This is a genomic window from Streptomyces sp. NPDC044571, from assembly GCF_040647115.1.
In the GTDB taxonomy this organism is placed as follows: Bacteria; Actinomycetota; Actinomycetes; order Streptomycetales; family Streptomycetaceae; genus Streptomyces.
This window is the reverse complement of the sequence record NZ_JBEZBN010000051.1, coordinates 1-21,291: the sequence shown is the minus strand read 5'-3', so window position 1 is coordinate 21,291 and position 21,291 is coordinate 1. Positions and strand designations below refer to the sequence as shown.

At 73.6% G+C, this 21,291-nt stretch carries 21 protein-coding genes; 15 read left to right on the top strand and 6 right to left on the bottom strand.

Features of this window, described 5'->3' with window-relative positions; all coding sequences use genetic code 11:
• Positions 1-51 precede the first annotated feature (51 nt).
• Entirely contained in the window at positions 52-492 is a 441-nt protein-coding gene (locus tag AB0B01_RS24235) for a MarR family transcriptional regulator (RefSeq protein ID WP_356849494.1), read from the top strand.
• Between the two features lie 66 nt (positions 493-558).
• Here the strand turns inward: AB0B01_RS24235 and AB0B01_RS24230 are convergent, their stop codons facing one another.
• Entirely contained in the window at positions 559-1,332 is a 774-nt protein-coding gene (locus AB0B01_RS24230) for a protein phosphatase 2C domain-containing protein (protein WP_361722783.1), read from the bottom strand.
• Positions 1,333-1,769: 437 nt separating this feature from the next.
• Between AB0B01_RS24230 and AB0B01_RS24225 the strand changes: the two genes are divergently transcribed.
• From AB0B01_RS24225 to AB0B01_RS24205, 5 genes are read left to right on the top strand one after another with little or no spacing between them, the layout of a single operon-like run.
• Positions 1,770-4,685: a nitrate- and nitrite sensing domain-containing protein gene (locus tag AB0B01_RS24225; RefSeq protein WP_361722781.1), complete on the top strand. Its 2,916-nt coding sequence runs from the start codon at positions 1,770-1,772 to the stop codon at positions 4,683-4,685.
• Complete coding sequence (locus AB0B01_RS24220; RefSeq protein ID WP_361722778.1) at positions 4,682-5,158, top strand: roadblock/LC7 domain-containing protein; 477 nt, start codon at positions 4,682-4,684, stop codon at positions 5,156-5,158. The genes AB0B01_RS24225 and AB0B01_RS24220 overlap by 4 nt, the downstream gene beginning before the upstream one ends.
• Positions 5,155-5,589, top strand: coding sequence for a DUF742 domain-containing protein (locus AB0B01_RS24215; protein WP_361722775.1), 435 nt, complete (start codon positions 5,155-5,157; stop codon positions 5,587-5,589). The genes AB0B01_RS24220 and AB0B01_RS24215 overlap by 4 nt, the downstream gene beginning before the upstream one ends.
• The gene (locus tag AB0B01_RS24210; RefSeq protein ID WP_361722772.1) at positions 5,570-6,193 is read left to right on the top strand and encodes an ATP/GTP-binding protein; all 624 of its coding nucleotides are present in this window, start codon (positions 5,570-5,572) and stop codon (positions 6,191-6,193) included. The genes AB0B01_RS24215 and AB0B01_RS24210 overlap by 20 nt, the downstream gene beginning before the upstream one ends.
• Positions 6,194-6,202: 9 nt before the next feature.
• Positions 6,203-7,528, top strand: a complete 1,326-nt coding sequence (locus AB0B01_RS24205) for a styrene monooxygenase/indole monooxygenase family protein (protein WP_361722769.1) — start codon at positions 6,203-6,205, stop codon at positions 7,526-7,528.
• Here AB0B01_RS24205 and AB0B01_RS24200 read toward each other — a convergent pair.
• Complete coding sequence (locus AB0B01_RS24200; RefSeq protein ID WP_361722766.1) at positions 7,414-8,922, bottom strand: NlpC/P60 family protein; 1,509 nt, start codon at positions 8,920-8,922, stop codon at positions 7,414-7,416. The genes AB0B01_RS24205 and AB0B01_RS24200 overlap by 115 nt on opposite strands.
• A 353-nt stretch (positions 8,923-9,275) precedes the next feature.
• Here AB0B01_RS24200 and AB0B01_RS24195 point away from each other — a divergent pair, with 353 nt between their 5' ends.
• Both AB0B01_RS24195 and AB0B01_RS24190 read left to right on the top strand, forming a co-directional pair.
• The gene (locus AB0B01_RS24195; protein ID WP_361722763.1) at positions 9,276-10,646 is read left to right on the top strand and encodes an FtsW/RodA/SpoVE family cell cycle protein; all 1,371 of its coding nucleotides are present in this window, start codon (positions 9,276-9,278) and stop codon (positions 10,644-10,646) included.
• Positions 10,643-12,115 carry a penicillin-binding transpeptidase domain-containing protein gene (locus AB0B01_RS24190; RefSeq protein WP_361722760.1) on the top strand — a complete coding sequence of 491 codons (1,473 nt, stop codon included), beginning with the start codon at positions 10,643-10,645 and terminating at the stop codon, positions 12,113-12,115. The genes AB0B01_RS24195 and AB0B01_RS24190 overlap by 4 nt, the downstream gene beginning before the upstream one ends.
• A gap of 6 nt (positions 12,116-12,121) precedes the next feature.
• Here AB0B01_RS24190 and AB0B01_RS24185 read toward each other — a convergent pair whose 3' ends face one another.
• A complete protein-coding gene (locus AB0B01_RS24185) occupies positions 12,122-13,231 on the bottom strand; it encodes a ferritin-like domain-containing protein (RefSeq protein ID WP_361722757.1) in 1,110 nt (369 codons plus the stop codon).
• 193 nt (positions 13,232-13,424) lie between these two features.
• Between AB0B01_RS24185 and AB0B01_RS24180 the strand changes: the two genes are divergently transcribed.
• Genes AB0B01_RS24180 through AB0B01_RS24170 form a run of 3 tightly spaced genes read left to right on the top strand, consistent with a single transcriptional unit; the run spans position 13,425 to position 15,386 of the window.
• Positions 13,425-14,354 (top strand): diiron oxygenase, encoded by a 930-nt coding sequence (locus tag AB0B01_RS24180; RefSeq protein WP_361722754.1) that lies wholly within the window; start codon positions 13,425-13,427, stop codon positions 14,352-14,354.
• Positions 14,355-14,383: 29 nt separating this feature from the next.
• A complete protein-coding gene (locus AB0B01_RS24175) occupies positions 14,384-15,097 on the top strand; it encodes a helix-turn-helix domain-containing protein (protein ID WP_361722751.1) in 714 nt (237 codons plus the stop codon).
• Between the two features lie 10 nt (positions 15,098-15,107).
• Positions 15,108-15,386, top strand: a complete 279-nt coding sequence (locus tag AB0B01_RS24170) for a hypothetical protein (protein WP_361722748.1) — start codon at positions 15,108-15,110, stop codon at positions 15,384-15,386.
• A 61-nt stretch (positions 15,387-15,447) separates the two neighbouring features.
• Here AB0B01_RS24170 and AB0B01_RS24165 read toward each other — a convergent pair whose 3' ends face one another.
• Complete coding sequence (locus tag AB0B01_RS24165) at positions 15,448-16,056, bottom strand: hypothetical protein (protein WP_361722745.1); 609 nt, start codon at positions 16,054-16,056, stop codon at positions 15,448-15,450.
• A 204-nt stretch (positions 16,057-16,260) separates the two neighbouring features.
• Here AB0B01_RS24165 and AB0B01_RS24160 point away from each other — a divergent pair, with 204 nt between their 5' ends.
• Positions 16,261-17,193, top strand: a complete 933-nt coding sequence (locus AB0B01_RS24160) for a nuclease-related domain-containing protein (RefSeq protein WP_361722742.1) — start codon at positions 16,261-16,263, stop codon at positions 17,191-17,193.
• On the opposite strand, the gene AB0B01_RS24155 is transcribed toward AB0B01_RS24160, so the two are convergent.
• On the bottom strand, positions 17,087-18,241 hold the full coding sequence (locus AB0B01_RS24155) for a Ku protein (RefSeq protein WP_361722739.1): 1,155 nt from the start codon (positions 18,239-18,241) through the stop codon (positions 17,087-17,089). The two genes, AB0B01_RS24160 and AB0B01_RS24155, sit on opposite strands and share 107 nt — an antisense overlap.
• A 31-nt stretch (positions 18,242-18,272) precedes the next feature.
• Here AB0B01_RS24155 and ligD point away from each other — a divergent pair, with 31 nt between their 5' ends.
• A complete protein-coding gene (gene ligD / locus AB0B01_RS24150) occupies positions 18,273-19,214 on the top strand; it encodes a non-homologous end-joining DNA ligase (protein WP_361722736.1) in 942 nt (313 codons plus the stop codon).
• A complete protein-coding gene (locus AB0B01_RS24145; protein ID WP_361722733.1) occupies positions 19,211-20,143 on the top strand; it encodes an ATP-dependent DNA ligase in 933 nt (310 codons plus the stop codon). Before ligD ends, AB0B01_RS24145 begins: the two co-directional genes overlap by 4 nt.
• 75 nt (positions 20,144-20,218) lie before the next feature.
• On the opposite strand, the gene AB0B01_RS24140 is transcribed toward AB0B01_RS24145, so the two are convergent.
• A complete protein-coding gene (locus AB0B01_RS24140; RefSeq protein ID WP_361722730.1) occupies positions 20,219-20,620 on the bottom strand; it encodes a DUF6479 family protein in 402 nt (133 codons plus the stop codon).
• A gap of 131 nt (positions 20,621-20,751) precedes the next feature.
• Here AB0B01_RS24140 and AB0B01_RS24135 point away from each other — a divergent pair, with 131 nt between their 5' ends.
• A complete protein-coding gene (locus AB0B01_RS24135; RefSeq protein WP_361722728.1) occupies positions 20,752-21,075 on the top strand; it encodes a plasmid stabilization protein in 324 nt (107 codons plus the stop codon).
• Positions 21,076-21,291: the final 216 nt, after the last annotated feature.

The window sequence follows — 21,291 nt, the reverse complement described above, 5'->3', positions numbered from 1 at the left end:
AGACCTCGGGAACCCCCACTCGGACACAGACTCAGACAGCGGGAGCGGCACGTGCACGGGAGCGAAGACCAGGAGTTCCTTGCCCTGGAGCGGGAGCTGTCCGTCTTCCTCCGGCGGGCCCGGGCCTCCTCCGGGGAGATGGCCCGTGCCCTCCACCCCGAACTGGAGCCCGCCGCGTACGGCCTGCTCGTCCGCCTGGAGGCCGCCGGCCGGCAGCGGGCCACCGACCTCGCCGCCTACTTCGGGGTCGGCAAGGCCACGATGAGCCGGCAGCTGCGCGCCCTGGAGGTGCTCGGGCTGGTGGCCCGCGAGCCCGATCCCGCGGACGGCCGGGCCTTCCTGGTCGGACTCACCGAGGAGGGCCGGGAGCGCTTCCTGCGCGTCCGCGGCGCCCGGCGCGAGCAGTACATGCGCAAGCTCGCCGACTGGGACCGCGGCGAGGTAGCGGAACTGGCCCGGCTCCTCAACCAGTTGAACCAGGGCGAGGACTGAGCGGACCGAGGCGACTGAGCGGACTGAGAGGCCTGAGCGGTCCGGGCGGCCGGCTGCGCCCGGCCCCTACAGCTCCGCGTACGCCGCAGAGGCATCGTCGTGCCGCTTGGCGCGGGACGGAGTGCGCTGCGGATCCGACTCCAGGGCGCGCACCCGGCCGATCAGCCCCTCCGCCCCCTCCTTCCGCAGCACGGCCAGGCACTGCGCCCAGTCGCCCTCCCCGAACGTGTCCGTCCACCGGCTCGCCCCGTCGGTGAGCGCGGCCAGCGCCCGCACCCGCTCGCGCGGGGTCCGGCCGGTCACCGCCCGCGCCGCCACCGCAGGATCCGCGGCCGCCGTGAAGAAACCGCCCTCCCTGTTGCGCAGCGTGTCCGCCGAGGCCGTGGTCCGCAGCAGCTCGCGCGGGACCCGGTCGAGCCGGTCGTCGAGCACCGCCGTCACCGCGCCCCCGGGATCCTGGAGGAGGAGGACGGAATCCGAGAGCACCAGGTGCTCCACGTATGCCTCGTCCCAGCGGACCAGCACCACCGTCGCCTGCGGAGTGCGCACGTGAGAAAGGTCACAGGTGTGGCGGTGGGAGTCGGCCGTGTCGCGGATCGCCTCCGCCAGGATCCGGTCCAGCGGCATGTCCCGCCGCGAACCGGACAGTTCGGTCAATCGGCCGCCGAGCCGCGCCGCGAACCACGGCACGCCGTGCGCGCAGCCCACCTCGCCGTCCGGCGGGGTCACCCCGTCCAGGGCGACCAGGACCCCGCCTCCCACCGCCGGAATCGCCGCCGACAGCCAGTCCTCATTGGGGCGTTCCGGGTTGCCGGGGACCGAGGCGAGGTCGATGCGCATGCGGGCATTCTGCCCGCCGGGCCCCCCGCGGACGGGCAAGGTCCGTACCAAAGGGGGAAGGGCGGGGCGGGCCGTGCCCCAGGTCCCGCGAACGTGCGGGCGGGCATACTGCCAAAGCCCCCATCGATCTTTCAACCACCCGTCCACGGCCGCGCCCTGACCCCACCCCGCCGAGTTGGTCGCCAACTCATCCGTGATGTTCACTCGTTCGAGTGGCCGGGTGGGCGATGTCAGGCTCTCCCCCCAACACACTGCGAAGGTCTGAGGCGGTACGAGGGGGCAGGGGGCGTTTACTTGTTGACCGGCCGTTACCTCGGCCACACGAGTAGACGAGCACGAGCACACGTACAGGATTGCGAGCACCGGTGCAGAAGAAGCGGTCTCGGAAGAACGGCACCGCCACCGACGGACCCGCCCCCGCAGGACCCCGTGTCCGCGTGCGCAGCAGGCTGGTCGTCGGCGTGGCCGTCGCCGGCCTCACCGTCCTCGCGGCCGGCGCGCCCGCCGTGGTGTCCGCGACACGGGAGCTGAACGACTCCCAGCAGCTGGTCACCCTCGCCGAGCAGACCCGGCACACCCTCACGCTCGCCCACCTCCTCGGCGACGAGCGCGACGCCGTCGTCGAGTACGTGGCCAAGGGCCGTCCCGGCGGACAGGCCAAGGCGCCCGTCCAGGAGCGCATCCTCCTCACCGACCGGCAGCTCGCCGAGATCCGCTCCGAGGCCGACGAACCGCTCGCCCGGAGCCTCAGCCGCGTGGCGGCCGTCCGCTCCGAGGCCGTCGACGGCAAGGGCAGCGCCCTCGCCGCCCACCAGGCGTACGCGGGCGCCATCGCGGAGGTGCTCGCCCCGGGCGACCGGCTCGCCGTGCTCACCCCGCCCCGCGCCGGCGCCGCCCTGGTCACCACCCGCCCGCTGGCCCCCCTCGGCCAGGCCGTGGAACAGGCCTCGGCCACCCGTGGACTGCTGCTCGCCGCGCTGGCCGTCCCCCGCGGCGAGCAGCCCCCCAACTCGGCGGTCGTGGACGAACTCACCGCCGCCGCCCAGCGCGCCCGCGTACGGGAACAGGCGGCGCTCGACGACTTCGCGCGGGTCGCCCGACCCGACGTGCGCCAGACCCTCGCCGCCACCGTCACCGGCCCCGAGGTCAAGACGGCCGACGACCTCCTCAAGCGGCTCACCGAACGGCCCACCCTCACCTCCGCCGACCGCAAGCTCGACGGCGCGGCCGTCGGCCCGCCGCTCACCGCCCGGATCGAGCGGATCCGGACCGTGGAGGCCACCCTCGCCGGGCAGCGGGCCACCGCCCTCGCCACGCTGCGGGACGACGACGTGACCCGGCTGGAGCTGCTGGTCGGCGCGCTCGGCGCACTCTTCCTCTTCGCCGTCGGCGTCTCCACGGCCGTCGCCCGCTCGCTCACCCGGCCCCTGTCGGTGCTGCGGCGCGGCGCCGCGCGGCTGGCCACACCCGAGGGCTCGGTCGAGCCGGTCCGCTTCACGGGCCGCAACGACGAGTTCGCCGAGGTCGTCCGCCATTTGAACGCGGTCCGGGACCAGACGGTGTCCCTGCACACGCGGATCGCCGGCCTCGACGCCGACCAGCGCCGCCTCATCGGCCGCAACGAGGCGCTGACCTCCGGCCGGGAGGCACTGGAGCAGGAGCTCAAGGAGCTGCGGGCGGGGCTGGAGGAGCACCGCCGCATCATGTCCACCACCTCGGTCTCCCTCTCCCTGCGCACCCTCGGCCTGGTGGAGCGGCAGCTCACGGTCATCGAGGAGCTGGAGTCCAAGGAGCAGGACCCGGACCGGCTGGCGACCCTGTTCAAGCTGGACCACCTCGCGACGGTGATGCGCCGCCACAACGAGAACCTGCTCGTGCTCGCCGGACAGGAGACCGGCCACGGCGCCGGAGCCCCCGCGGTGCCGCTGGTCGACGTGATGCGGGCCGCGGTCAGCGAGATCGAACGCTACGAGCGGGTCGACCTCGCGGGGCTGCCGTCGTTCACCCAGGTGGCCGGGCACGCCGCGGACGACATCGCGCACGTCCTGGCCGAGCTGCTGGAGAACGCGACGACCTTCTCGCCGCCGGACGCCAAGGTGAGGGTGTCCGGCTGGCAGCTGGACTCCGGCGACGTCGTGCTGTCGGTGGTGGACGCGGGCATCGGGGTCACCGAGGACCGGCTGGAATCGCTGAACTCCCGGCTGGCGACGCCCGAGGCCTACGACGAGGAGTCCGAGGCGGAACACGGCCTGGGCCTCGGCCTGTACGTGGCCGGCCGCCTGGCGGCCCGGCACGGCGTCACCGCGGAACTGCGCGCGGGCCGGCACGGGGGCACGGAGGCCCTGGTGGTCGTCCCGGCGGCGCTGCTGCCGACGACCCCGCCGGCCACCCCGGTCCACACCTTCGCCGCACCGGGCCGGCCGGAGCTGCGGCTGCCGGGCGTCATCGCCGAGGCCAACGAGCACACGCTCCCGCCCCGCACCCGGCCGCAGCCGGAACCTCCGGCGGCGGAGCCGGCGTCGGCCCCCGCCGGGGCCGAAACCGAGGCCGAACTCGGCCTTGAGCCGGACGCGGCCGCGCCGGAGCTCTGGCCGGAGCCGGAGCTCGGGCTCGGAACGGAGCCGGAGCTCGGGCAGCAGCTGGAGCTCGGGCCGGAGCCGACGGCGGCCGCGGCCGAGCTCTGGCCGGAGCCGGAGCCGGGGCTCGGGCTTGAGCCGGAGGCGGCTGCGGGGGCCGGAACGGAGCCCGATCGGCAGCTGCCGGCCGAGGCCGCGCCGGAGCCTGCCCAGGCTGGGCACGGCTCCGCCGGGGCCGAGGGCGTGCTGCCGCCCCCGGAGCAGGTCTTCACCGTCCCGGCCCCGGCTCCGGCCGGGCCGGAGCCCGTCCAGGAGCTCCTCGCGCGGGTCGTCCCCGACGGCGCGGACGAGGCCTTCGCAGGGTCCGACCCCGCCCCGGCGTCCCCCGACCCGTCGGCCGGTTCCGCCCCGGGGGCCGACGTACACGAGGAAGCGGCCGGGCCCGACGCGGAGCGGACCCCGCACAGCCACGCCACCCCCGAAGGCGACTGGCTGCCCCGCCGGGGAGCCCACCCCGAGGCGGAGACGCCCGAGGCCGCCGAGGCCACCGGGCCCGTCACCGGCAAGGGGCTGCCCAAGCGGACCCCCCGTGTGGTGGCCGCCCGGCGCAGCGAGGCCGTCCGGCCGCCGGAGCCGCCGCGCCGTGTCGACGCGGACGAGCTGCGGCGCCGGCTCGGCGGGTTCTACCAGGGGACGCGCGACGGCAGACGCGTCGTCGCCGCCGAACTCGCACAGGACACCGACCGGGGGGACACCGCACAGGAGGCACGCACATGACCGCGCCCAGTACGTACGGACTGAGCACCCAGGCCCGCAACCTGCAGTGGCTGCTGACCGACCTGGTGGAGGAGGTACCCGGCGTCAACTCCGTCGCCGTCGTGTCCTCGGACGGGCTCCTGCTGCTGTCCTCCGACCCCGCGGGAGCCGGCCAGAGCCCCACCCCGACCAAGGGGCCGCGCGGCGCCTCCGCCGACCTCGCCACCATCGTCTCCGGGCTCGGCAGCCTCACCACCGGCGCCGCCGCGCTCATGGAGGGCGGCGGGGTCAAGCAGACCATGGTGGCGATGGAGCACGGCTCCGTCTTCGTCATGGCCATCAGCGACGGCTCCCTGCTGGGCGTGCACGCCACCCCGGACTGCGACATGAGCGTCGTCGCCTACCACATGGCGCTGTTCGTCGGCCGCGCCGGCCACGTCCTGACCCCCGAAGTCCGCAGCGAGCTGCGCCAGTCGATGGAGAAAACCCCGTGAGGAGTCCGGCCTCCGACCGGCTGCCGATACGCGGCGCCGACCGCCGCCCCGCCCGCGTCCGCCCGTACTCGCTGACGGGCGGCCGCACCCGGTTCACCCAGGTCCTGCACGTCGAGACGTTCGTCGCCGCCCTGGACGCCAAGGTGTCCCAGCCGCAGCTGCCGGGCGGGACGCAGGACAAGACCGACGGCACGTCCGACGGCAGGTCCGACCGCATGCCCGAGATGCCCGCCATCGTCGAGGTCTGCCGGCGCATGCGCACGATCGCCGAGATCGCCGCGCTGCTGAAGCTGCCGCTCGGCGTGGTCCGTGTCCTCGTCAGCGACCTCGCCGACCAGGGGAGGGTCCGCGTCTACGGCACGGGCCACGGCCCCGGCCGGCCCGAACGCGCACTGCTCGAAAGGGTGCTCAGTGGCCTTCGCCGTCTCTGACCCGGTCGCGTCGGTGGACGACGAACCCGTCCGGCCCTGGCAGTACGACCGCTCCCGCGCACCCGTGGCCGTCAAGGTGCTGGTCGCGGGCGGCTTCGGCGTCGGCAAGACCACCTTCGTCTCCTCCGTCTCCGAGATCACACCGCTGCGCACCGAGGCGGTGATGACCCGCGCCAGCCTGCCGACCGACGACCTGTCCGCGACCCCGGACAAGAACACCACCACCGTCGCGATGGACTTCGGCCGCGTCACGCTCGACGACGACCTCGTGCTGTACGTGTACGGGACGCCCGGCCAGGAGCGGTTCTGGTTCATGTGGGACGACCTCGTCCGCGGAGCCGTCGGCGGCATCGTCCTGGCCGACACCCGCCGGCTGCGTGACTGCTTCCCGGCCCTCGACTACTTCGAGAGCTGCGGGCTCCCGTACGCCGTGGCCGTGAACCACTTCGAGGGCTCCCGCTCGTACGAGCCGGAGGACGTGCGCGAAGCGCTCACGATCCCGCCCGACGTACCGGTGGTGATCATGGACGCGCGGCGCCGGCCCACGGTCGTCGAGTCCCTGCTGACCCTGGTGGGCCACGCCCTCGACACCACTCCCGAATAGAGAACGCGGATGCGCAGGATACTCGTCGTCGGAGCCGGGCAGTCCGGTCTCCAGCTCGCCCTCGGCCTCCAGGCGAAGGGGTACGAGATCACCCTCATGTCCAACCGGACCCCGGACGAGATCCGGACCGGGAAGGTCATGTCCACGCAGGTCATGTTCGGCGCCGCGCTCCAGCACGAGCGCGACCTGCAGCTGAACTTCTGGGAGCGGCAGGCCCCGCGGATCGAGGGGCTCGGCGTCTCGGTCGCAGCCCCGGACGGTTCCCGCCCGATCGACTGGCTGGGCCGCCTCAAGAACTTCGCGCAGTCCGTGGACCAGCGGGTGAAGATGGCCGGCTGGCTCGACAGCTTCGTGCAGCGCGGCGGGCAGCTCGTCGTGCACGGCGCGTCCGTCGCCGACCTCGACTACTTCTCCCGCACCTACGACCTGATCCTCGTCGCCGCGGGCAAGGGCGAGCTGGTGTCGATGTTCGAACGGGACGCGGCCCGCTCCCCGTACGACGTGCCGCAGCGCGCGCTGGCGGTCTCGTACGTGCACGGGCTCGGGCCGCGGCCCGAACACCCGCAGACGGAAGCGGTGCGCTGCAACCTGGTCCCGGGGGTCGGCGAGCTGTTCACCATGCCGACGCTGACCACCTCGGGGCGGGCGGACATCCTGTTCTGGGAGGGCCTCCCGGGCGGTCCGCTGGACATGTTCCGCGGGGTCAACGACCCGGCGGAGCACCTGCAGCTGACGCTCGACCTGATGGAGAAGTACACGCCCTGGGAGTACGCGCGGGCCAAGGACGTCGAGCTGACGGACGCGGGCGCCACCCTGGCCGGGCGGTACGCGCCGGTCGTGCGCAAGCCGGTGGGGCGGCTGCCGGGCGGCGGACTGGTGCTGGGCGTCGCGGACGTGGTCGTGACGAACGACCCGATTACGGGCCAGGGCTCGAACACGGCCGCCAAGTGCGCGGCTTCGTACCTCTCGTCGATCCTGATGCACGGCGACAAGCCGTTCGATGCGGCCTGGATGAAGGCGACCTTCGACAGGTTCTGGTTCACGACGGGCAAGCCGGTGACCCGGTGGACCAACGCGATGCTGGGCGCGCCGCCGGAGCACGTGCTGAACCTGATCGGTGCGGCCGGGCAGCTCCAGCCGGTGGCGGATCGTTTCGCCAACGGCTTCGACAACCCGGCCGACTTCGACGGGTACTTCTACGATCCCGAGGACGCGGCGGACTACCTGGCGGAGGTCTCGGCGGCAGCCTCGGCTTCCTCCGCCTCCTCGGCCGCTTCGGCCGCCGTGGACGGTGCCGCCCCGGCGGCTGCGGACGGTGCCGCCTCGCCCGAGTAGCCGGTGTCGTCGCCCGCCTCCGCCCCCTCGGGCAGCGGCGGCGGGGTGTAGGCGGTGAGCGGGGTGCCCCCGGGGTCGGGGCGGACGGCCCCCAGCAGCGGATTCGCCGCGATCGGGGACACCTTGACCTTGGCCCCGGGCCTGGGCGCCTGCACCACCTTGCCGTCGCCGATGTAGAGGGCCACGTGGGTGGCCGTGGGGAAGTAGACCACCAGGTCCCCGGGCCGCAACTGGTCCAGCGGCACCTTCGGCAGCTGCGCCCACTGCTCCTGGCTGGTCCGGGGGATGGACCGGCCGGCGTGGGCCCAGGCCTTGGAGGTGAGCCCGGAGCAGTCGAAGGCACCGGGCCCCTCGGCGCCCCACGCGTACGGTTTGCCGATCTGGGCGGCCGCGTAGCTCAGGGCGGCGCCGCCCGCGGCCGTGGGGGTGCGGGGGGTTGCCGGGCTGCCGAGCGCCCCCGCGGCGATGAGCTCCCGCTGGGCGGTGGCCGTCTGGGCGGCTTCGCGGGCGCCGAGCTGTGCCAGTTGCTCCGGGGTGAGGGAGGAGAGCATCCGCTCGACCTCCCTCAGCCTGAGGGTCACCTCGTCCTTGCGCTGCTTGCGCTGGGCGGTGAGGGACCGCTGGGCGTCCAGGGCCTTGCGAGCGGCGGTGGCGAGGGCGTCGGCCTCGTGTTCGCCGCGGGCGAGCCGGGCCAGGATCCCGGCCCGGCGGGCGCCCTCGCGGGCGGCGAGGTGGCGCTGGTCCTGGGCGGCCTGGGCGTCGCCGGTGAGCAGCATCCGGGCGTACGGGGAGAGGCCGGCCCGGGCGCCCCGGTACTGCTCGCGGGCCATCCGCCCCGCGGCTGCCCGCTCGGCGTCGAGGGCGGTCCGGGTCTTGCCGAGGGCGGAGCCGAGGCGGCGCTCCTCGGCTTGGCGGGCTTGTAGGGCGACGTCGGTGGCGTTGTAGGCCTCGGTGGCCTCTTCGGCCTGGCGGTAGAGGGTTTGGAAGCGGGTGAGGAGCGCGCCGACGCCCTGGCCGGGAGTGGCTGCGGTGGTCGCGGTGCTCCCGGTGCTCCCGGTGGTCCCGGTGGTCCCGGTGGGCGCGGTGGTCGCGGTGCTCCCGGTGGTCCCGGTGGCCCCCGTGGGCGCGGTGCTCCCCGTGGTCCCGGTGGTCCCCGTGGTCCCGGTGTCCGTCGTGGTTTCGAGGGTCTCTTTGTCCTCAGTGGTTTCTGTGGTTTCGGCCTCGGCGGGTTCGGTGGTTCCGCTGGGTCTTTCGGTGCCGGTGCCGGTGCCGGTGCCGGTGCCGGTGCTGGTGGTTCCGGTGGGCGGGTCCTCCGGGCCGGGGTTGGCATGGGCGGGCCCGGCCGCGACGAGTACTGCGGCGAGACATGCGGCGCGGAGCAGCCGACGTGACATGGGATCACCTCCAAGGCGGCCGATGCTGCCATGCGCGGTATGACTAGATGTTGAACGGCGGCGGCCAGCCGTCGGGGCCCACCCGTCCGGCCGATCCCCGCCGGGCGGGGACTGCGTGGTGGGGCCGGCGCCGGGCCGGGGTGGGGTGTCGTCCGGGGCTCATGATTCATGGCGCCCTGTCCGGACCACCGAGGTGCTCCGGATCAGGCGCCAACACATCACGTTCCACGCCCCGGTCGACACCCCACCCCGTCCCCGTCCCCGGCCTGTTGGCGCCGACTGCCACCTGACCGGTCTTCGGCGCACTGCGACATACGCGGACATTCCGACCGGCGCCTTGCTACGTTGCCCTCATGACCGCCCTGACGGAACAGGTGGTGGACCCCGTTCCGCCCCCGCCCCCCGACAGCCGCGCCCCCCGCCGCGGGGTGGAGTCGGCGCTGCTGCTGGGGGCCGTGCTCATTGCCGTTCTCGGTCATCTGTACGTCGGTCTCTCCGGCACCGGCCGCATTCCGGAGTCTGCCACCCGGTACGGTGCCGGGCTTGCGGCTGCTGCGTTCCTTGCGCATGTCGCCGTCAGAGTGTGTGCTCCTTATGCCGATCCGCTCGTTCTGCCCATCGCCGTTCTGCTGAACGGGCTCGGGCTGGTGCTGATCCAGCGTCTCGACCTCACCACGCCCGAGCACCTCACCGCCGGAGACCAGCTGCGGTGGTCCGCGTTCGGGGTGGCGCTGTTCGTGTGTGTGCTCGCCGGGTTCCGGGACCACCGCCTGCTCCAGCGGTACGCGTACCTTTCGGTGGCCGCCGCCCTCGTGCTGATGCTCGTGCCCGTCTTCTTCCCGGCCGTCAACGGGGCCCACATCTGGATCCGGTTCGCCGGACTCTCCTTCCAGCCGGGAGAGTTCGCCAAGATCCTGCTCGCGGTGTTCTTCGCCGCGTACCTCGCGGCGAACCGCACCGCCCTCGCCCTCACCGGCCGCCGGCTGTTCTGGCGGCTGCGGCTCCTGCCCGGGCGGGTGCTCGGGCCGATCCTGGCGATCTGGCTGCTGAGCGTCGGCGTGCTCGTGCTGGAGCGGGACCTGGGGACCTCGCTGCTCTTCTTCGGGCTGTTCGTGATCATGTTGTTCACCGCCACCGGCAGGGTCGGCTGGATCGCCATCGGGCTGCTGCTCGCCGCCCTCGGGGCGTACGCCGTCGGAACCTTCGAGCCGCACGTGAACAGCCGGGTCGAGGACTGGCTGAATCCATTCGCCTCGATCGGGCGCGGCGAGGGGCCCGGGCAGCTCGCCCAGTCGCTCTTCGCCTTCGGCGCCGGCGGGCTGCTCGGTGCCGGTCTGGGGCACGGGCAGTCGTTCCTGATCGGTTTCGCCGCCAAGTCGGATTTCGTCCTGGCCACGGCGGGCGAGGAGCTCGGCCTCGTCGGGGTCAGCGCGATCCTGCTGCTGTACGGGCTCCTCGTCGACCGGGGCTTCCGGGCCGGGCTCGCGCTGCGCGATCCGTTCGGGCGGCTCCTCGCCACCGGGCTCGCCTCGATCATCGCGCTCCAGGTGTTCGTCATCGCCGGGGGAGTGACCGGGCTGATCCCGCTGACCGGCATGGCCATGCCCTTCCTCGCCCAGGGCGGCTCCTCCGTGGTCACCAACTGGATCATCGTCGCCCTGCTGGTCCGGCTCAGCGACAGCGCCCACCGCCCCCGCCCCGCCGACGGGGAGGCCGCCGCGTGATCCGCTACATCCGCTGGTGCGCGTACTTCTGTGCCGCCCTGCTGCTCGCCCTCCTGGTCAACGTGGCCCGGGTGCAGGTCTGGGAGTCCGCCGCGTACGGGGCGAACCCGGCCAACAAGCGTCCCGCCATCGCCCGCTACGCCGAACCCCGCGGGGACATCCTGGTCGAGGGCCGGCCCGTCACCGGATCCCGGGACAGCGGCCAACTCCTGCGTCACGAGCGGACGTACGCCGACGGCCCGCTCTACGCGCCGGTCACCGGCTACTCCTCGCAGACGTACGGGACCAGCTTCGTCGAGCGCGCCGAGGACCGGATCCTCTCGGGCACGGATCCGGGTCTCTCCGCGTTCCCCCTCTGGTACGAGCTCTCCCGGGGCCGTCCGGCCGGGGGGAACGCGGCGACCACCCTCCGGTCCGCGGTGCAGCGGGCCGCGTACACGGGGCTCGCCGGCAAGCGCGGTGCGGTGGCCGCGCTGGAGCCCGCCACCGGGAGGATCCTCGCGCTGGTCAGCAGCCCCTCGTACGACCCGGGGACGCTCTCGGGGACCGGTGCGGCCGTGAAGGCGGCCTGGGCGCGGCTGAATGCGGATCCCGCCCGGCCGATGCTCAACCGGGCGCTGCGCGAGACGTATCCGCCCGGCTCGACCTTCAAGATCGTGACGGCTGCGGCGGCCCTGGACGCGGGCGTGGTCACCGATGCGGACGCGCCGACCCGGACCCCCGACCCCTACCCCCTGCCCGGCACCCGCACCCTGCTGCCGAACGCGGCCACCGGCTGCGAGGACGCCTCGATGGCGGAGGCGGTGCGGTGGTCCTGCAACACGGTGATGGCGAAGATCGGCGTCCAGGTCGGGCTGCGCAGGATGGTGGAGGCGGCCCGGCGGTTCGGGTTCAACGACGACGGGCTGCGCGTGCCCTCGTGGGTGTCCCGCTCGAACTTCGACACCGACATGAGCCAGGACCAGCTGGCGCTGTCCTCGATCGGGCAGTTCAACACCAGGGCGACACCCCTGCAGATGGCGATGGTGGCGGCGGCCGTGGCGGACGGCGGCGAGCTCAGGGCCCCCTACCTGGTGGACCGGACCACGCGCGGCGACGGCGGTCCGGTGCGGCGGGGCGTCCCGCGCAGTCTGGGCCGGGCCATGAGCCCGGCCACCGCGCTGCAGCTCCAGGAGCTGATGGTGAAGGTGGTGGAGGACGGCACCGGGCGCAACGCGGCCATCCGGGGCGCCGTGGTGGGCGGCAAGACGGGGACGGCCCAGCACGGCGTCGGCAACGCGGGCACCCCGTACGCCTGGTTCATCGGCTGGGCCAAGGCCGAGGACGCACCGCTGCCGGGGGTCGCGGTCGCGGTGGTGGTCGAGGACGCATCGGCGGTCCGCGGGGGCGTCAGCGGCAACGGCGCGGCGGCCCCGATCGCCCGGGCGGTGATGGAGGCGGCCCTGTCCGGGGCGCGGCCGCCGGCCTGACCCGCCCTACGGGTTCTCGCCGCCCTCCGCGATGGCGGCCCGCACCTCCGCCACCCTCTCGGCCTCCTCGGCCGCGAACCGCTCGCGGTCGAGGGCTTCGGCGATCTCCTCGTCCTGGCTCATCAGCAGGTCCAGGTTGGAGTCGCCCATCTCGAAGACGCCCATGTCCAGGTACGTCTTCTGCAGCCGGTCGCCCCACAGCCCGATGTCCTTCACGCAGGGCACGATCCGGCTGAAGAGCAGCCTGCGGAACATGTGGAGGAACTCCGACTGCTCGCTGAACTCCTCCGCCTCCTTGCGCGGGATGCCGAAGTTCTCCAGCACCTCCACCCCGCGCAGCCGGTCGCGCATCAGGTGGCAGCCCTCGATCACGAACTCCTCGCGCTCGCGCAGCTCGGCGTCCGTCAACTGCTTGTAGTAGTCCCGCAGCGCCATCCGCCCGAAGGCCACGTGCCGGGCCTCGTCCTGCATCACGTACGCGAGGATCTGCTTGGGCAGCGGCTTGTCGGTGGTGTCGCGGATCATCCCGAACGCGGCCAGCGCCAGCCCCTCGATGAGCACCTGCATGCCCAGGTAGGGCATGTCCCAGCGGGCGTCGCGCAGGGTGTCGCCGAGCAGGCCCTGCAGGCTGTCGTTGATCGGGTAGAGCATCCCGATCTTCTCGTGCAGGAAGCGCCCGAAGATCTCGGCGTGCCGGGCCTCGTCCATGGTCTGGGTGGCGGAGTAGAACTTCGCGTCCAGGTCCGGCACCGACTCCACGATGCGTGCGGCGCACACCATCGCGCCCTGCTCGCCGTGCAGGAACTGGCTGAAGTTCCAGGCGGCGTAGTGCCGGCGCAGCTCACCCTTGTCCTGGTCGGTGAGCCGGGGCCAGTAGCGGGTGCCGTGGAGGGTCAGCGCCTCGTCCGGCGTGCCGAGCGGGTTGTACGGGTCCACTTCCAGGTCCCAGTCGATGCGCTTGGCACCGTCCCACTGCTTGTCCTTGCCCTTCTGGTACAGCGCGAGGAGGCGCTCCCGGCCCTCGCCGTACTCCCAGCTGAAGCGGGCGGCGCCGGTGGCGGGAACCTGCCAGACGTCTGCGCCCGGGTCCTTGGTGTAGAGCTCGTGCGTCGACACTGACGCCCCCTCGGCTCGTGTACTTCCGTACAGGACTGGATGGTTGGCAGCGTCACACGTTGGTAGACGCGCGGTCAACAAGTGACGCGCGGGGGATTGACGCCCTTGCTGACAGGCAGTCTCATAACTGGTGACGGCAAGCAGTGACGCCCCACCCATCCATCCATCCGGAACACGGCGAGGTGCCCCCGCCATGACGACCACGACCGATCGACGGGTCCTCCAGGACGCGCTCGGCCTCCTCAAGGACCGCGAGCAGATCGCCGCACGCCTCCTCGAATCCTCCGCCAAGCACTCCTTCGACCCCGACAAGGAACTCGACTGGGATGCCCCGACGGTCGACGGGAAGTACTACTGGCCCCCCGAGCTGCTCTCCCTCTACGACACCCCGCTGTGGAAGAAGATGGGCGAGGAGCAGCGCATCGACCTCTCCCGCCACGAGGCGGCGGCGCTCGGCTCCCTCGGCATCTGGTTCGAGATCATCCTGATGCAGCTCCTGGTCCGGCACATCTACGACAAGCCGCTGACCAGCAATCACGTGCGGTACGCGCTCACCGAGATAGCCGACGAGTGCCGCCACTCGATGATGTTCGCCCGCATGATCCAGAAGGCCGGGGCCCCCGCGTACCCGGTGTCCCGCACGAACCACAACCTCGCCCGCATCCTCAAGACGGTCTCCACCACCCCGGGCTCCTTCGCCTGCACCCTGCTCGGGGAGGAGATCCTCGACTGGATGCAGCGGCTGACCTTCCCCGACGAGCGCATCCAGCCGCTGGTCCGCGGGGTCACCCGGATCCACGTCATCGAGGAGGCCCGGCACGTCCGGTACGCCCGCGAGGAGCTGCGCCGCCAGATGCTGACCGCCCCGCGCTGGGAGCAGGAGCTCACCCGCATCAGCTGCGGCGAGGCCGCCCGCGTCTTCTCCCTGGCCTTCGTCAACCCCCACGTCTACGAGAACATCGGCCTGGACCGCCGCGAAGCCGTCGCCCAGGTCAAGGCGAGCGGCCACCGGCGGGAGGTCATGCAGACGGGTGCCAAGCGGCTCACCGACTTCCTGGACGACATCGGCGTGCTGCGCGGGGTCGGCCGCAGGCTCTGGCGGAGCTCGGGACTCCTCGCCTGAAGCCCGGGGGGTGGGGCTACCCTGCGGGCATGACCGTACGCGCGTACCGCAGGCTGAGCGTCGAGGAGCGGCGGGCCCAACTCCTCGACGCCGCCCTGTCTCTCTTCGCGCACCGGGCGCCGGAGGACGTCTCCCTCGACGACGTGGCCGAGGCGGCCGGAGTCTCGCGCCCGCTGGTCTACCGGTACTTCCCAGGCGGCAAGCAGCAGCTGTACGAGGCCGCCCTGCGCTCGGCGGCCGACATCCTGGAACTGTGCTTCGCCGAGCCCCAGGAGGGCCCGCTGACGCAGCGGCTGTCCCGGGCGCTGGACCGCTACCTGGGCTTCGTCGACGTGCACGACGCGGGCTTCGCGGCCCTGCTGCAGGGCGGCAGCGTCGTGGAGACCTCCCGTACGACGGCGACCGTGGACGGCATCCGGCGGGCGGCCGCGCAGCAGATCCTCGTCCACCTGGGCGTCCCGTCGCCGGGGCCGCGGCTGCGCATGATGGTCCGCACCTGGATCACCGCCGTCGAGGCCGCCTCCCTGATCTGGATCGACGAGGGCAAGCAGCCGGACGTGGCCTCGCTGCGGGACTGGCTGGTGGACCAGTTCATCGCCCTCCTCACGGCGACCGCCGCCACCGACCCGCAGACCGCGGCCGCGGCGGGGGCGGCGCTGGCCCTGGAGTCGGCGGACGGGCCGGCGGGGGTACTGGTCCGGCGCGTGATGCCCGTGGTCTCGCAGGCCGCGCACCTGCTGTGACACTGGTGGGGTGAGAAGCGAACCGACCCCCTTCGAGGGCGGCCCGATGGACGGCCGCGTCCTCCCGATCCTCCTCGGCCCGACCGGCCACCCGCCGCGGTGGTACGAGATCCCGGTCCCGGCGGCGGACGGCGGGGCCCCGACGGTCCTGCTCTACGAACGCGTCCCGGCCGGCTACAGCAAGCGGCTGCACCTCCAGAAGGGCTGGAAGTACGAATACCGCCCGCAGGCGCGCGAACCGGGACTGCGCTGGCCCTGGACCAAACCGAGCCGGCCCCCGGCCCCCTGAGGCAGGCCCTTGGGGTTCGTCCCCTTCGCCCCCCCGCCTGAGGTGGCCGCCTCGATCGAGGTCAGCCCTCGCTGCGGCCGCGGCGCAGCAGGGCGAAGCCGAGCCCGGCGGCGCCCAGCGCCGCCATCCCGGCGCCCGCCGCGACCAGCACCAGCCCGTCACCCGGTTGGTCGGCCAGGGTGTCCAGGCGTAGCACCCCGGTCGCGCCGGCGGCGACGGTGTGCGTGCGCGGCGCCGCCGCCGGGGCGGTGTGCCCGTCCCGGATGCCGGTCTTGTAGCCGTCGCCCCCGCGCGTACCGCTCGGGGCGGAGGGGTCGCCGACCCAGGAGGAGAGCCGCCCGTCGGGCTGCAGGGCCGCGTGCAGCGGGCCCGCGCCGCCGACGGCGGGGATCCCGTCGCGGCTGGTCACGGTGGTGGCCAGGGAGCCGTCGGCGGTGAGGATCTCCGCCTGGTACACGCCCTCGGAGACCCGGTACACCTTCGCGGTGGAGACGCCGTCGGCGAGGCCGAGGCTCTTGACCGGCGTCCCGGGTGCGCCGGCGGTGTGCGCGGCCGACGCGGCCGGCACCCCTTCGGCGAGCGCCGCCGCGGCGGGCAGCGCGAGCAGGGCTGCGGCGCAGGCGGTCACGGCGGCTGCGCGAACGGGAGTGCGGCGGCTGACGGTGGTCACGTGAATCCCTCGGTGCGGTGGGTCCGGCGGCTGCGGGTGCCACCAACGTAGGTGCGGGCCATTGCGGTTGAGCACGCGCCGTGTAACAGGAACCCGGCGGAGTCCCGTAGAAGTCGTTACACGGCCGAACACGGCCGAGAACTCCACCGGGGGATTGCCGCACTGCCCCGAGGCTGCTCCCATGTACGGCGGGGGTGAGGTCCCGTGCGCGGACTCAAGGTGCTGCCGAGCGGCCGGCCCGGCCGCGGCCGGCTGTATGTGAACCTGCCCGACGGGCGGGCGGTGGCCTGGTACGACCGGGAGGCCAACCGGATCAGTGTGCTCGCCGACGAACACCGCGACGCGGTCCTCGCGGCCCTGCGCCCGTACCTGGCCCACGGCTACGCCGTCGGCCCGCCCCCGGTCCCCACCCGGGCCGAGCTGCGCCGGCTCTCCCTGCCCCCGGACCGGGACCTGGCCCCGAACCGCCCGGGCGAGCTGCTGCTCGGCGAGCTCGAACACGGCTCTGCGGGCACCAGGGCCCGGCACCGGCTGCGCCAGGACCTGACCGCCCAGCAGCAGATGGGCGAGGTCCTCGACGCCCTCGAAGTGGAGGGCTGGCGGGTCCTGCACGGTGTTCCGCTGCCCGGTCTGGGCCCGGTCGACCACCTGCTCATCGGCCCGGCGGGACTCTTCTGCGTCCGTACGGTCCCGGGCCGCAGGCAGCGCGCCTCGGTGGGCGAACTGCTGCTGACCGTGGGGCGTACGGAGCCCCGCCCGGACCCGCGCTGGATCCGCCGCGCTGCCGCAGCGGCCACCCGCGCCCTGGCAGCCCCCGTCAGCCCGGCCCTCGCGCTGGTCGACGCGGCCCGGATCGCGGTGGCGCCCACGGTCGCCGACATCCGCGTCCTGGAACCGGCCACGGCGGCCGAGGTCCTCGCCTCGGCCCCCGCCACCCTCAAACCGCCGGACACCGAAGCCCTCTTCGCCCTCGCCCGCGACAGCCGGACCTGGCTCCCCGGCCCCGCGGGCCCCGGCCCGCGCAGCCTCCTCAGGCCGTCCGCTTCCGCGGGGCCGCCTTCTTCGCTCCCGAGGCCGTCTTCGCCGCCGAGGCCGTCTTCTTCGCGGAGGTCTTCTTCGCCGCCGAGGTGGACTTGACCGTGCCGGACCGGGCCCCGGAAGCGGACTTGGCCGACGCCGACTTGGAGGTCGACTTGGCCGCCGACTTCTTGGCCGTTCCCGAGGCCGCCGTCTTCTTCGCCGTCGTCGCGGTCGACTTCTTGCCGCCCACGTCCTTCGGTGCGGATCCCGCGGACTTGCGGGAGGTCCGGGAGCCGCCGGAACCGGAGGAGGCGGACCGCCGCATCGGCGTCACCTCCGCCTCGCCGCCCTCCGTCCCGGCCGCGCCCGCCCCCGACGCCGCCTCGCCCCGGGCGGCCTTGGCCGCCCGTACGCTGTTCTCCAGCGCCGCCATCAGGTCGATCACCTTCCCGGCCGGCTCCGTCCCCACCTCCGCCGGAGGCTCGAAAGCGCCCTCCGCCTTCGCCTCGATCATCGATTCCACGGCGTCCCGGTACTCGTCCCGCAGCGAGCTGATGTCCACCTCGCCCAGGGTCGCCATCAGCGCGTCCGCCAGGTCCAGCTCCGCATCCCGCACCGACACCGACCCCTCCGGGGCCACGCCCTCCGGCTCGCGGATCTCGTCCGGCCAGAGCAGCCCGTGCATGGCAATCACATCGTCGACGACCCGCAGCATCCCCAGCCGCTCGCGGCCCCGCAGCGCGTACTTGGCGATGGCGACCTGCCGGCTCCGCTTCAGCGCCTCCCGCAGCAGGGTGTACGGCTTGGCGGCCGTGGCCCCGTTCGCAGCGAGGTAGTACGCCGCGTCCATCTGGAGCGGATCGATCTCGTCGGCCGGCACGAAGGACACGATCTCGATCGTCTTCGCCGTCGCGATCGGCAGCTGCGCCAGATCCTCGTCCGTGATCGGGATGATCGCCCCGTCCGGCTCCTCGTAGCCCTTGCCGATCTCGGCGTTGGTCACCTCCTCCCCGTCCAGCTCGCACACCTTGCGGTAGCGGATCCGTCCGCCGTCGCTCAGGTGGATCTGCCGAAAGGAGATCGAGTGGCTCTCGGTGGCGTTCACCAGCTTGATCGGAATGCTGACCAAACCGAAAGAGATTGCGCCGTTCCAGATGGATCGCACGGTTCCTCCCGTTTCATGGCAATCTCATCGTATGACGCCGATCACCATGGTGGAGGGGCGTCGCATCTCGCTCAGCAACCTGGACAAGGTCCTGTACCCGGAGACGGGCACCACCAAGGGCGAGGTGCTGCACTACTACGCCACCGTCGCGGACCCGCTGCTGGCCCACACCCACAACCGGCCGGTGTCGTTCCTGCGCTACCCCGACGGCCCGGACGGCCAGCTCTTCTTCACGAAGAATCCGCCGCCCGGCACACCCGCCTGGGTGAAGACCGCCCCGGTGCCGCGCAGCGACGAGCCCTCCGCCGCACAGGTGCTCGTCTCGGACCTGCCGTCCCTCATGTGGGCGGCCAACCTCGTCGTCGAGTTCCACACCTACCAGTGGCCGGCGGGCAGCCCCGCCGTCGCCGACCGGATGGTCCTCGACCTCGACCCCGGCCCGCCCGCCACCGTCGTCGAGTGCTGCGCCGCCGCGCTCTGGCTGCGCGAGCGCCTGGCTGCCGACGGCCTGTCCGCGTACGCCAAGACCTCCGGCTCCAAGGGCCTCCACCTGGCCGTGCCCCTGGAGCCGACCCCGTCCGACCGCGTGTCCGCGTACGCCAAGGCCCTCGCCCAGGAGGCCGAGCGGGAGCTCCCCGACCTCGTCGTGCACCGCATGGCCAAGGCCCTGCGCCCCGGCAAAGTCTTCGTCGACCACAGCCAGAACGCCGCCGCCAAGACCACCGCCGCCCCCTACACCCTGCGGGCCCGGGCCCGCCCCACGGTCTCCGCGCCCGTCTCCTGGGATGAGGTCGCGCACTGCGGGGACCCCTCCCAGCTGGTCTTCCTCGCCGAGGACGTCCCGCCCCGGCTGGAGCGCGACGGGGACCTCTTCGCCCCGCTGACCGACCCCGACCGGGCCCGCCCGCTCCCCGGGCACCACCGGACCCGGAAATCCCCCGCGACGCGGAAGCCCCCCGGGACCAGGCGATGATCAAGGTCGCGCTCGCCGCGCCCGTACGGACCCTGCCCGTCGCGGCGGGCCTCGCGTACGAGCCCAAGTTCGACGGCCACCGGATGGTCATCGTCCGCACCGGGCGGGACGTCCAGCTCCAGGCCCGCTCCGGGCGCATCGTGACCAGCGCCTTCCCCGACCTGGCGGCCGCGGCGCTGCACCTGCCCGCCGACACCGTCCTCGACGGCGAGGTGGTGGTCTGGCACGAGGGCCGTACGGACTTCGCCCTCGTCCAGCGCAGGGCGGCCGCCACCGCGGCGCGCGCCCCCGTGCTCGCGCAGACCCTGCCGGCCTCGTACGCCGCCTTCGACGTGCTGGAGCTGAGTGGGGTGGACGTACGCGGGCGCCCCTACGAGCGGCGCCGGGCGCTCCTGGTGGACCTGCTGCTCCCGCTCGGCCCGCCGCTCCAGCCCGTACCGATGACCACCGACCCCGAACTGGCCGCCACCTGGTACGAGACCCTGCCCGCGAGCGGCATCGAGGGGATCGTGGTCAAACGGCTCGACCAGACCTACCCGGCGGGGCGGCGCGGCTGGCAGAAGCTGCGGCACACGGAGGTGCGCGACGCGGCGGTGGTCGGCTACACCGGCACCCCGCGGCGGCCGCTCGCGCTGGTGGTGGTCGTGCCGGTGGAGGACGAGACGCCGCTGGTGTCCAGCCCGTTGTCGGCGGGGTTGCGGGCGGAGGTGGCGGCGGCGGTGGCGGCGCGGGCGGGTTCGGCGGGGGAGGCCGGAGCGGCCGGGGCGCGGGAGGGGGCGGGGGCCGGGGCCGCGACCCGGACCGTCACGGCGATCGGGTTCGGCGAGGTCGTGTACCGGACGCTGGACCCTCCCCTGGCGGCGGAGGTCCGCTACACCTCGCTGAGGCATCCGCCGCCCGAGGTGCTCAGGCTCCGGACAGACCTCTGACCTGCGCCGTGGGGTGGCGCAGGTCAGAGGCGACCGGCACGTACAGGGGGGCGGCCCGGCACGGACGGACAGGGCTCAGGCGTGGCCGGTGGGTTTGTCCCGCGGCGGCTCGCCCTTCGGCGGCTGCTGCGGCCCGGGGTACGACGGCGGATTCCGGTAGCCCGCCTCGCGCTCGGCCCGGATGTCATCGGGATGTGCGGAGGTGGTGGACCCGAAGTTCCCGAAGCCCTGCATCTCGTGCGGGCGCAGGCCCTCCGGCGGGAACTCCACCGGGTCGCGCTCCTCCCGGACCTCCCCCACGGCGCCGCCGTTCGGCAGGTGGGGCTGGCTCTCGGGGGTGGGCGGCGGCGGCTCCTTGGCGCGGACCCGCTGGCCCAGCTTGAAGGCGCCGAGCAGGAAACCGACGATCACGATTCCGACGACCAGGAACCACGCGATGTTGGTCAGCATCCTGTCCATGCTCAAAGTCACGTCCATATCCACCATTTTCCCGCATATCGGCCCAATGCACTCGGGCGCTTGGAAAACCTCCGGACCGGATACCTCGTCCGGGCCGGGGTAAACGCCCCAGGCAAGCGACCGGTACATGACCCGGAAAGGAGCGCGTCATGCCCCGCGGATCCTCCCCCAAACGGGAACGCCAGTACGAGCACATCAAGGAGAGCGCCGAGCAGCGCGGCGAGTCCGAGGACCGGGCCAAGGAGATCGCGGCCCGGACGGTGAACAAGGAGCGGGCCCGGGCCGGCGAGTCCAAGACGGCGAGCAAGGAGTCCTTGGAGGACATGTCCTCGTCCCGCCGGGGCGGCCTGCACTCGCACTCGGGCGCGCAGGGGCCGACGTACGACCAGCTCTACGCGGAGGCCAAGCGCCGCAACATCCACGGCCGCTCGGACATGAACAAGGACCAGCTGAAGCGCGCCCTCGACAAGTGACACCGCGCACCGGCGGGCGACCCGCCTGAATCCGCCCGCCCGCACACACCTGTCCGGGTGACACCGGGCCGCCGGCGGACCCGAATGCCGGAGCCGGAGCCGGAGCCGGTGGGCGCCGGCCGCCGCCGGCCGCGCGGGGCCCCCCCGGGGGGCCGCGGGGGGCGGGGCCCCCCGCGCGCCCCGCGGCCCCCGCCCGGAGCCCCGGCCCCGCCACCC

What these genes read in the sequence shown, in the direction of transcription:
- AB0B01_RS24145 (WP_361722733.1), top strand. Translation starts at nt 19,211, where the DNA reads ATGATCAAGGTCGCGCTCGCCGCGCCCGTACGGACCCTGCCCGTCGCG.
- AB0B01_RS24195 (WP_361722763.1), top strand. Translation starts at nt 9,276, where the DNA reads ATGACCGCCCTGACGGAACAGGTGGTGGACCCCGTTCCGCCCCCGCCC.
- AB0B01_RS24205 (WP_361722769.1), top strand. Translation starts at nt 6,203, where the DNA reads ATGCGCAGGATACTCGTCGTCGGAGCCGGGCAGTCCGGTCTCCAGCTC.
- AB0B01_RS24200 (WP_361722766.1), bottom strand. Translation starts at nt 8,922, where the DNA reads ATGTCACGTCGGCTGCTCCGCGCCGCATGTCTCGCCGCAGTACTCGTC.
- AB0B01_RS24140 (WP_361722730.1), bottom strand. Translation starts at nt 20,620, where the DNA reads ATGGACGTGACTTTGAGCATGGACAGGATGCTGACCAACATCGCGTGG.
- ligD (WP_361722736.1), top strand. Translation starts at nt 18,273, where the DNA reads ATGACGCCGATCACCATGGTGGAGGGGCGTCGCATCTCGCTCAGCAAC.
- AB0B01_RS24175 (WP_361722751.1), top strand. Translation starts at nt 14,384, where the DNA reads ATGACCGTACGCGCGTACCGCAGGCTGAGCGTCGAGGAGCGGCGGGCC.
- AB0B01_RS24135 (WP_361722728.1), top strand. Translation starts at nt 20,752, where the DNA reads ATGCCCCGCGGATCCTCCCCCAAACGGGAACGCCAGTACGAGCACATC.
- AB0B01_RS24220 (WP_361722778.1), top strand. Translation starts at nt 4,682, where the DNA reads ATGACCGCGCCCAGTACGTACGGACTGAGCACCCAGGCCCGCAACCTG.
- AB0B01_RS24230 (WP_361722783.1), bottom strand. Translation starts at nt 1,332, where the DNA reads ATGCGCATCGACCTCGCCTCGGTCCCCGGCAACCCGGAACGCCCCAAT.
- AB0B01_RS24180 (WP_361722754.1), top strand. Translation starts at nt 13,425, where the DNA reads ATGACGACCACGACCGATCGACGGGTCCTCCAGGACGCGCTCGGCCTC.